We start from the raw sequence: 8392 nt of genomic DNA, 5'->3' as shown, positions 1-8392 counted from the left end.
TTTTTTATGCCCTTTGTCATTTTTTACTTGAAGAGGTCGTTGAAAGCCTCGCTCATGGTCGGGTGGGTGTAGATCTGATCACGCAGGAAGCTGTAAGGCAGCTTGGCCTTCATGGCCAAAGCAATCTGGTTGATCAGTTCATGGGATTCCAGGCCGTACAGACTGGCCCCCAGGATCTGCCCGCTTGCCGGGTCAACCAGGGCCTTGAACAAGCCCCGGCTGTCCTTGGCTACTTTAGCCTTGGGGATGGCAGCAACCGGCAGCTTGAAGAGCTGGTAGTCGACCCCGGCCTTTTGAGCGGCTTTTTCATTGAGACCAACGGCTGACAAAGGCGGAGTAATGAAGACACTGGTCGGCAGGATTTGCCGGTCGCTGGCTTTCCGCTTGCCTTCGCCAAAAAGCTGGTCCTTGACAATTCTGAAGTCATCTAATGAAACATAGGTAAACTGCGGTCCGCCCTTGACGTCGCCCAGGGCCCAGACCTGGTCAGCGCTTGTTCTTAAGAAGTCATCAACCTTGATATTGCCCCGGTCATCAGTTTCTACCCCGGCCGCTTCTAGGTTAAGGTCAGCTGTGTTGGCCCGCCGGCCGGCAGCGACCAGGATCTTGTCGGCTGAAGCAGTCATTTTTTCTTCGCCTAATTGGTAGTCAATTACGACCTTATCAGCTTCATCGCTGACTTTTTCGATATCGGCACCTAAGATGAATTTAACTCCAGCCGCTTCCAGGTCAGCCTTGACAGCGGCTTTGATATCATCGTCTTCTCTTGGCAAAAATTCCGGACTGTGATCCAAAATAGTCACCTGGCTGCCGTAATTGGCAAACATGGCCGCGAATTCCAGACCAATGTAGCCCGCCCCCAGGATCAAAAGTTCTTTTGGCAGGTCATCCAGGTCCATGGCCTGGGTGGAATCCAGCCGCTTTTTGCTCTCTTTTAAGCCAGGAATAGGTGGCAGAACCGGGCTGGCCCCAGTGTTGATAAAGATCCGTTCACCCTTAAAAATCTGCTTGCCAGCCGGACCAGTGACTTCAATTTCCTTTTCGCCGATGAAGCGGGCCTGGCCGTCAAGCACGGTCACCGTGTCTTCCTGAGCCAGCATCTGGTAGTTCTTCTCCCGCAGCTGAGCCGTCATCTCATTTTTGCCAGCTACTGCTTCAGAAAAATCGCTGCCGGCTGCTGCTTCCAAAATCAAGCGCTTGGACGGCAGGCAGGCGATGTTGATGCAGGTACCCCCGTACATTTTCGGTGACTTTTCAACCAAAAGGACTTCTTCGCCCTGCTGGCCCAGGAACTTGGCCAGGGTCTTGCCCCCCTTGCCGAAACCAATGATGATGTTTTTAACTGTCTTTCTTGTTTCTTTTTCCGTCATTTTTTACCCAACTTTCTTCAAGAGTAACTAACTTTTTGTAAGTTATGTTTAGTATATCCTATCTCTTCTCCCTTGTCAGTACTTTGCTTACAAAAAGTAACTTTCTTAAGTTTTAGGCAAAAAAGAAAGACTGGTCAAGCCAGTCCTTCTGTCAAAAAGTTCATTTAATTATGCCAGCGGTCCCTTTGGTCCGGACGATTTCTACCAGATTCTTGCATCCCTGAACCAGGTCCTCCATGCCGACCATGGGGGAAATCTCCGCCCGGCTGATCCGGGCCCCGGTCAAGATGTAGTCTTCAGCTTTTTCTTCTGGTAACTTACTCTCATCCTCTTCTTCTGTTTCTTGCTCTTCTGTCTTTTGGCCTTCTTCAGGCTTAAAGCGTTCCTTCAAGAGCCAGACCAGGTTGGTCCGCCGCTCATTGCCCTTGACCCGCATGGCCTGGGCAAAAGCCTGCTCCTGGCCAACCATGACCAGCTTCTGGGAAGCCCGGGTGATGGCCGTGTACAAAAGGTTCCGCTTGAGCATGATATAGTTCTGCATGGTCAAACAGAGAATGACCAAAGGAAATTCCGATCCCTGGGACTTGTGGATGGTGATGGCATAGGCCCGGGTTAGATTGTTCAAGTCAGCTTGCGTATAGGCCACTTCCTTGCCGTCAAAATTGACCAAAAGCTTGACCTCATCATCTTCGTCTTCCAGCATTTCCGGGTCAACGGAAGCGACCTTGCCGATCTCGCCGTTGTAGATCCCTCGTTCCGGGTCATTTTGCAACTGCAGGACCCGGTCGTTCAAGCGGAAATTTTCGCCATGGGCTTCAACTGCTTGATCATTGCCCTTTTCCGGATTAATTACCTGCTGGAGGGTGTCGTTCAAGCTGTTGATCCCTCCGTCACCCCGGTACATGGCACCCAGAACCTGGATGTCGTCAGCCGCAAAGCCGCTCTTTAAGGCTGCCCGGGTGATCTGCTCAACAGCGCTAGGCACGGCATGGGGCGGGCAGGGAATAAAGGAGTAGCTGGCCGTTTTTTGCAATAGAACAGCCGGGTCGGCCCCTTCATTAACCGCATGAGCCAGAGGAATAATCGTTGAATCATCCTTTTGCCGGTGGACCACCTGCAATTGGCAGGTTGGAATGAAGTCCGCCTCAATCAAGTCAGCAAAAACTTTCCCTGCCCCAACGGATGGCAATTGGTCCTTGTCGCCGACAAAGACCAGGTGGCGGACATTGCTAATGGCGCTGAGCAGCTTTTCAAAGAGGTAGATGTCAACCATGGACATTTCGTCGACGATCAAGATCTCCCCTTCCAAATCATTCAGCTCCATCTCCTCGCTGTTGTCGATCCCCAGACCCAGAAGCCGGTGGATGGTCTTGGCCGGATAGCCGGTCACTTCTCCCATCCGCTTGGCGGCCCGGCCAGTTGGGGCAGCCAGGAGAATTGCTTCTTCAGCTTCTTCTTCGTCCATGTCGGCCAGGTCCTTTAAAGCCAGCAGGATCCCGTCAATGATGGTCGTCTTCCCGCTGCCTGGTCCCCCGGTCAAGATTGATACCGGACTGGTTACCGCGTTCTTGATGGCCTGCTTTTGCTCAGGGTCATAGCTGATCCCCAGCTTTTTTTCAGCCCGCTTGATGGCCTGGTCCAAGTCCTTGTCCTTATAGTCCTCCTCCTTGCCCTTGGCCAAAAGGTCAGCCAGGTCAGTCACGATCTCACTTTCCACTTGAAATGGTCCAAGCAGGCTGGCCCGGCCATCTTCCACGACGACCTTTTTCTTGTCTTGCAGGTCATTGACCGCTTCAGCCAGCCGGTCATAATTGATATTTGTCAGTTCCTTGGCCGCCGGCAAAAGCTGATCCAGTTCCAGATAGGTTTCCCCATCCATAGTCAAGGCCTGGAGTAAAACGGCCAGGATGCCGCCATTAGCCCGCTCCAAACTGTCAAGGGCAATGCCAAAGCCAATTCCCAGATGGTCGGCCTGCTTGAAGGAATAGCCGGTCACCTCGCCTAAAGGCAGGTAGGGGTCAGCCTGCAGCTTTTTCAAGGTCTGGTCATGGTACTTCTGGTAGAGGCGGCCAGCCACCTTGCGGGGAATCCCGTAACTGGCCAAAGTCATGGCCAGGTCGTCAAAAGAGTCCATCTGGGCCAGGCCAGACAAGAGGCTGTCTTTTTGCTTTTGGGAAAGATCCAGCTGGGCAATCAAGGCCGGATCAGCCTGCAGGCTCTTCAGGCCCCCGCCGCCCAGCTGGTCAACGATTTTTTCCGCTGTTTTGGGCCCAATGCCGGGGAACTTGTCAGAAGACAGGTACTTGACCACCCCGCCGGTTTCTTTAGGCAAGGCCGGCTGGCAGCCGGTCGCTTGAAACTGCAAGCCGTACTTGGGGTGAGTGACCAGTTCACCGGTAAAGCTGTATTCCTGGCCAATTTCCAGGTCTCCGAAGGTCCCCGTCACCTTGATTTCGTCATCGTCGTAGCCGGCCAGAGGCGTATTTACGGCGACCAGCAAGATCTTGTACATATTTTGCGCGTTTTCATAAATCACGCTCTTTACTTCACCGCTAAACTCGGTCATTTCCCGCTCCTTATTATTCTTTACCTGCCCCTGCCTTTCCTTGGCTCAAAAGCTTCAGCAGGGACTCATATTGATCCTTGGCTTTTTGGTAATATTTGGGATCCTGCTCCTTGGATTTGGCAAAAAATTCTTCTGCCTTGTCCCGGTCTTGGCTGAAATAAGTGAGACCCAGCAAAAAGTTCAGCTTGCTTGTTCTCTGCCCTTCAGCAATCTCCAGGTAGCTGGCCCGGGCAGACTCTAGTTCTCCCAGGGCCAGCCAGATGTCACCGATGAGTTCTTTTACCCGGTCGTCGCTCTCTTTGATCGACAAGGCATAAGCCAGAGCCTTCTGGCTTTGGCCCAGCTTAAGGTAGACCAGAGCCTTTTGGTACATGGTCATGTCGTCATCCGGAATCTGGGCCAAGCGGGCCAGGGCCTGGTCAAAGTCGCCCAAGGCGTAGTCACAGACCGCCAGGTCATAGGTCAAGGCCTGGGGGTCTTCCGCGATCCCCCGCGCCTTGGTCAAAAGCTCCCTGGCTTGCTCAGCGCTGCCCTGGTCGAGAAGATAAGTTGCCAGCTGCAAGTAATTGTCAGTTTCCCGGGGATTATGGTCGATTTTTTCAATCAAAGCATGAATCGCCTGGTCAACTTTTCCTTCTTCATAAAGCTGATTGATCTTTTGCTCCATTACAAACCATCCGTTTCTGACATTTTATGTCCTAAAGGAGTAACGTCTGACCACTTGACCAGCTTGAAGTCCGGTCCGTTTTCCTGGCTTTCCAAGATTGAAACGCTGGTGTTGTAGATGACTCCATTTTTCCGCAAGTTTGCCAGGTCATAGCCCAAAAGCGCCCCCATGATAGCTGACAAAACTGCCCCGTGGCTGACCACCAGAACCTTGTCGTTGTCTTTCGGGTACTTCTTGGCCATTTCCCGGCCGAAGTCCAGGCCCCTGGCCATGGCATGCTCATAGCTTTCCCCGTCTACGACCTTGCTGTCGTACTTGTCTGGGTGATGCCAAAAATTGCCGATTTCCTGGGGATAGAGCTTCTCCGCCTCTGCATACTTCATCCCTTCTAGCTTGCCCAGGTTCATTTCCCGCAAGCGTTCATCGATATGCAGGGGCAGGCGGATCCCGGCCGCATCAATCAGCCCTTGGGCCGTCATTCTTGCCCGGTCCAGAGGACTGGCGTAAACAGCCTTAAAATGTTCCCCTTTTAAATAACGTCCCAGCTTCTCAATGTCGGCCAAACTTTCCGGCAGCAATTTTGAATCGCCTTGTCCGCCCTGGAAGCGCTGCTCCAGGTTCCACTGAGTCTTGCCATGTCTTACAAAATATATTTCCATAATTTTTATCGCCTCTCGTAACTATCGCTATTTATTATAGCAAAAGCCTAACCCCAAAAACACGAACAAGGCCAAGTCCGCTGGGACTTGGCCTTGCCGTTAAACTAATTGCAGCTTTTTGTCATCCTTGAAGGCAGCGTCAATGTTTCCGCCGCCTAGGCATTCCTCGCCATCGTATAAAACCAGGGCCTGGCCCGGGGTAACCGCCCGGGCTGGCTCGTCGAAGTAGACGTCAGCCGTCTTGCTGTCCGCGTGATACTTGACAGTAACGCCGACATCGCACTGCCGGTAGCGGAACTTGGCGGTCGCCTTAAATTCCGTATCTTGGTCAGGATTGCCGGTAAAGAAAGTCATGCCGGAAGCCTGCAGGCGGTCAGCGTAAAGGCGGGGGCTGTCATAGCCCTGCTCAACGATCAGCTGGTTCTTTGCCAGGTCCTTGCCCACGACAAACCACGGAGCAGTGGACTGCTTGGTTGAACCCAGGCCCAGGCCCTGCCGCTGGCCGATCGTGTAATACATGAGGCCAGCGTGCTGGCCGACAACTTGCCCGTCCGGAGTCACCATGTCCCCGCCTTGGGCTGGCAGGAATTCGCTGAGGAAGTGCTTGAAGTTTCTTTCCCCAATGAAGCAAATCCCAGTTGAGTCCTTCTTCTTGGCGTTGACCAGGCCGGCTTCTTCGGCAATCCGCCGCACTTCCGGCTTAGTCAAGTCCTGCAGGGGGAACATGACCCGCTTGATCTGTTCTTGGGTCAATTGACTTAAGAAGTAAGTCTGGTCCTTGTTGCCATCCTTTGGCCGCATCATGTGGGTCACGCCATTTTCATCAACCATGGTCTTGGCATAGTGACCCATGGCCAGGTAGTCAGCGTCCAGGTCCAGGGCATATTCCAGGAAGGACTTGAACTTGATCTCGGTGTTGCACATGATATCGGGATTAGGCGTGCGGCCAGCCTTATACTCCTTCAAAAAGTACTGGAAGACCCGCTCCCAGTATTCTTTTTCGAAGTTGATCGAATAGTAAGGGATGCCGATCTTGTCGGCAACCTTTTTGACGTCTTCGTAGTCTTCAGTTGCCGTGCAGACACCATCATCATTGGTATCATCCCAGTTCTTCATAAAAACGCCGACGACGTCGTAGCCTTGCCGCTTGAGCAAAAGGGCTGCTACTGAAGAGTCAACCCCGCCGCTCATGCCGACAACGACTCTGATCTTGCTATTGTCAACCATTAAATCAATCCTTCACTTCGCTTAAAATTTTCCGCTCCTCCAGGTCCTTCAAGATATAGTCCAAAAGTTCAACCGTCGGAGCCAGCTGCTTGTTTTTAAAAATGTTTACCTTCTTCAGGCCGCTTGGATCCGTAACGATCATAGTCAAGCCTGACAAGTCACTCTTGATCGTCATCTTCAGCTTGGTCGTCGCGTTGTAAGGCGATTCGTTGTAAAGTGGGTGCTCGTAGACGAAGTTGCCCCGGGGGGTCTTCTGGAAGCCGGCGTCAATCAACGCATACAGCTTCACGTCTGGATTAAGCATGAACTTCCGCTTGTCGCCATTGATCATCACAGTATTAGCCATAAAGTAAAACCTCGCTTATTAATTGTAAGTACATTCCTTCAAAAAAGCAACTATTTAGTCTTCCCGCTTCCGGTCCTGCAGCTTGCGGGCCACCTTTACCAAGGCATCCGCGAAGGCTTCCACTTCTTCCGCCGTGTTGTAGCGGCCAAAAGAAATCCGGATCGATTCGCTGACCTTTGGCGAATCCTGGCCAAACATAGCCGTCAAAACGTGTGACGGGGTCAGGCTGCCGGCCGTGCAGGCAGAACCGCCCGACACTTCAAAGCCGGCCAGGTCCAGGTTGGCCAGAAGGACATAGGTGGACAGGCCGTTTAAGCGCAGGTTCAAGACATGGTGAGAAACCAGGCCGGTCAAGGGGCTGTTGACCTCGTAGGCTACCCCGCTTTCATCCAGCCGGCTCAAGACGATCTTCTGGAAGTCAGTGTACTTGGCCTGCAGGTCAGCCTTGGATTCAGCTTGCACTTCAGCTACTGCCTGGCCAAAGCCGGCGATCCCCGGCACGTTTTCCGTACCGGCCCGCCGCTTCAATTCCTGGTCGCCGCCATAAATCCGGTTTGGCAGGCGGATCCCGTCTCTTTCATACAGGAAGCCCAGGAATTTCGGCCCATAGATCTTGTGGGCTGAAGTCGACATAAAATCGATTCCCATTTCTTCAACATCCAGATCGATGTTGCCCAGGCCCTGGACAGCGTCAACGTGGAAGAAGGCATTGCTTTCCTTGACGATTTGCCCGATTTCCTTGAGAGGGTTGATGCTGCCAACTTCGTTGTTGACCGCCATGACTGAGACCAGAATCGTGTCGTCTCTGATGGCCTCGTGCAGCTGGTCAAGGGAAATGTGCCCGTCCCCGTCAACGTCCAGGTAGGTCACTTCGTAGCCGAGTTCTTCCAGGTGCTGCATTGATTTTAAGACTGATTCATGCTCGATCTTGGTCGTAATCAAGTGCCGGCCCACGTCTTTCTGCATTTCCGCCACGCCAAAAATTACCGTGTTGTTGCTTTCTGAACCGCCGGAGGTAAAAATAATCTCCTGGTCCTTGGCATTGATGGCCTGGGCAATCGTGTGCCGGGCCGTTTCCACGGTGTTGCGGGCCTTCCGGCCCAGAGTGTGGGTGCTGGAAGCATTGCCGAAGTCATTGGCCATTTCATCAGCGATCACGTCAATGACGGTCGGTGACATCGGCGTCGTTGCCGCGTTGTCAAGATATACCTGCTTCATTTACAAATCATTCTCCCTTAAGTATTCCACGATCAGTTCTGCCGCCTGGGCACCAACCTTTCTGACAAAGGCGGCAAAGTCATTGTCGGCATCTTCATCCCCATTATCGGAAATTGCCCGCAAGGCAATCAACGGCACGTTAAAGTGGTAGGCCACTTGGGCAAAAGCCGCCCCTTCCATTTCCACGCACAGGGCAGTTGGAAAATTGCCCAGAATTTCATCTTTTTGCGCCTGAGAGGAAATAAAGGAGTCCCCGGTCACGACCAGGCCTTCCTTGTAGGCTACGCCCTTTTTGGCCAAAAAGTCCTTGAACTTGTCTCTTTCCGCGCTGTCCAGCTT

At 52.7% G+C, this 8392-nt stretch carries 8 protein-coding genes; all 8 read right to left on the bottom strand.

Annotated features, from left to right (window positions below; translation table 11 throughout):
- Nucleotides 1–23: 23 nt before the first annotated feature.
- Entirely contained in the window at nucleotides 24–1370 is a 1347-nt protein-coding gene (locus tag ACI32D_RS05090) for an FAD-dependent oxidoreductase (RefSeq protein WP_439775539.1), read from the bottom strand.
- Between the two features lie 160 nt (nucleotides 1371–1530).
- Nucleotides 1531–3936: an SF1B family DNA helicase RecD2 gene (recD2, locus tag ACI32D_RS05085; protein ID WP_439775538.1), complete on the bottom strand. Its 2406-nt coding sequence runs from the start codon at nucleotides 3934–3936 to the stop codon at nucleotides 1531–1533.
- 13 nt (nucleotides 3937–3949) lie between these two features.
- Nucleotides 3950–4603 carry a tetratricopeptide repeat protein gene (locus tag ACI32D_RS05080; RefSeq protein ID WP_439775537.1) on the bottom strand — a complete coding sequence of 218 codons (654 nt, stop codon included), beginning with the start codon at nucleotides 4601–4603 and terminating at the stop codon, nucleotides 3950–3952.
- Nucleotides 4603–5262 carry a histidine phosphatase family protein gene (locus tag ACI32D_RS05075; protein ID WP_439775536.1) on the bottom strand — a complete coding sequence of 220 codons (660 nt, stop codon included), beginning with the start codon at nucleotides 5260–5262 and terminating at the stop codon, nucleotides 4603–4605. The genes ACI32D_RS05080 and ACI32D_RS05075 overlap by 1 nt, the downstream gene beginning before the upstream one ends.
- 99 nt (nucleotides 5263–5361) lie before the next feature.
- Nucleotides 5362–6489, bottom strand: coding sequence for a tRNA 2-thiouridine(34) synthase MnmA (mnmA, locus tag ACI32D_RS05070; protein ID WP_439775535.1), 1128 nt, complete (start codon nucleotides 6487–6489; stop codon nucleotides 5362–5364).
- Nucleotides 6490–6493: 4 nt separating this feature from the next.
- Complete coding sequence (locus tag ACI32D_RS05065; protein WP_439775534.1) at nucleotides 6494–6835, bottom strand: DUF1831 domain-containing protein; 342 nt, start codon at nucleotides 6833–6835, stop codon at nucleotides 6494–6496.
- Between the two features lie 54 nt (nucleotides 6836–6889).
- The gene (locus tag ACI32D_RS05060) at nucleotides 6890–8053 is read right to left on the bottom strand and encodes a cysteine desulfurase family protein (protein WP_439775533.1); all 1164 of its coding nucleotides are present in this window, start codon (nucleotides 8051–8053) and stop codon (nucleotides 6890–6892) included.
- Nucleotides 8054–8392, bottom strand: a 339-nt coding sequence (locus tag ACI32D_RS05055) for a 5'-methylthioadenosine/S-adenosylhomocysteine nucleosidase family protein (RefSeq protein ID WP_439775532.1), incomplete at its 5' end; no start/stop codon positions are given.

Source organism: Lactobacillus sp. (genome assembly GCF_051873315.1).
Classification (GTDB): Bacteria; Bacillota; Bacilli; order Lactobacillales; family Lactobacillaceae; genus Lactobacillus.
This window is presented reverse-complemented; position numbering and strand designations above follow the sequence as displayed.

What these genes read in the sequence shown, in the direction of transcription:
- ACI32D_RS05090 (WP_439775539.1), bottom strand. Translation starts at nt 1,370, where the DNA reads ATGACGGAAAAAGAAACAAGAAAGACAGTTAAAAACATCATCATTGGT.
- recD2 (WP_439775538.1), bottom strand. Translation starts at nt 3,936, where the DNA reads ATGACCGAGTTTAGCGGTGAAGTAAAGAGCGTGATTTATGAAAACGCG.
- ACI32D_RS05080 (WP_439775537.1), bottom strand. Translation starts at nt 4,603, where the DNA reads ATGGAGCAAAAGATCAATCAGCTTTATGAAGAAGGAAAAGTTGACCAG.
- ACI32D_RS05075 (WP_439775536.1), bottom strand. Translation starts at nt 5,262, where the DNA reads ATGGAAATATATTTTGTAAGACATGGCAAGACTCAGTGGAACCTGGAG.
- mnmA (WP_439775535.1), bottom strand. Translation starts at nt 6,489, where the DNA reads ATGGTTGACAATAGCAAGATCAGAGTCGTTGTCGGCATGAGCGGCGGG.
- ACI32D_RS05065 (WP_439775534.1), bottom strand. Translation starts at nt 6,835, where the DNA reads ATGGCTAATACTGTGATGATCAATGGCGACAAGCGGAAGTTCATGCTT.
- ACI32D_RS05060 (WP_439775533.1), bottom strand. Translation starts at nt 8,053, where the DNA reads ATGAAGCAGGTATATCTTGACAACGCGGCAACGACGCCGATGTCACCG.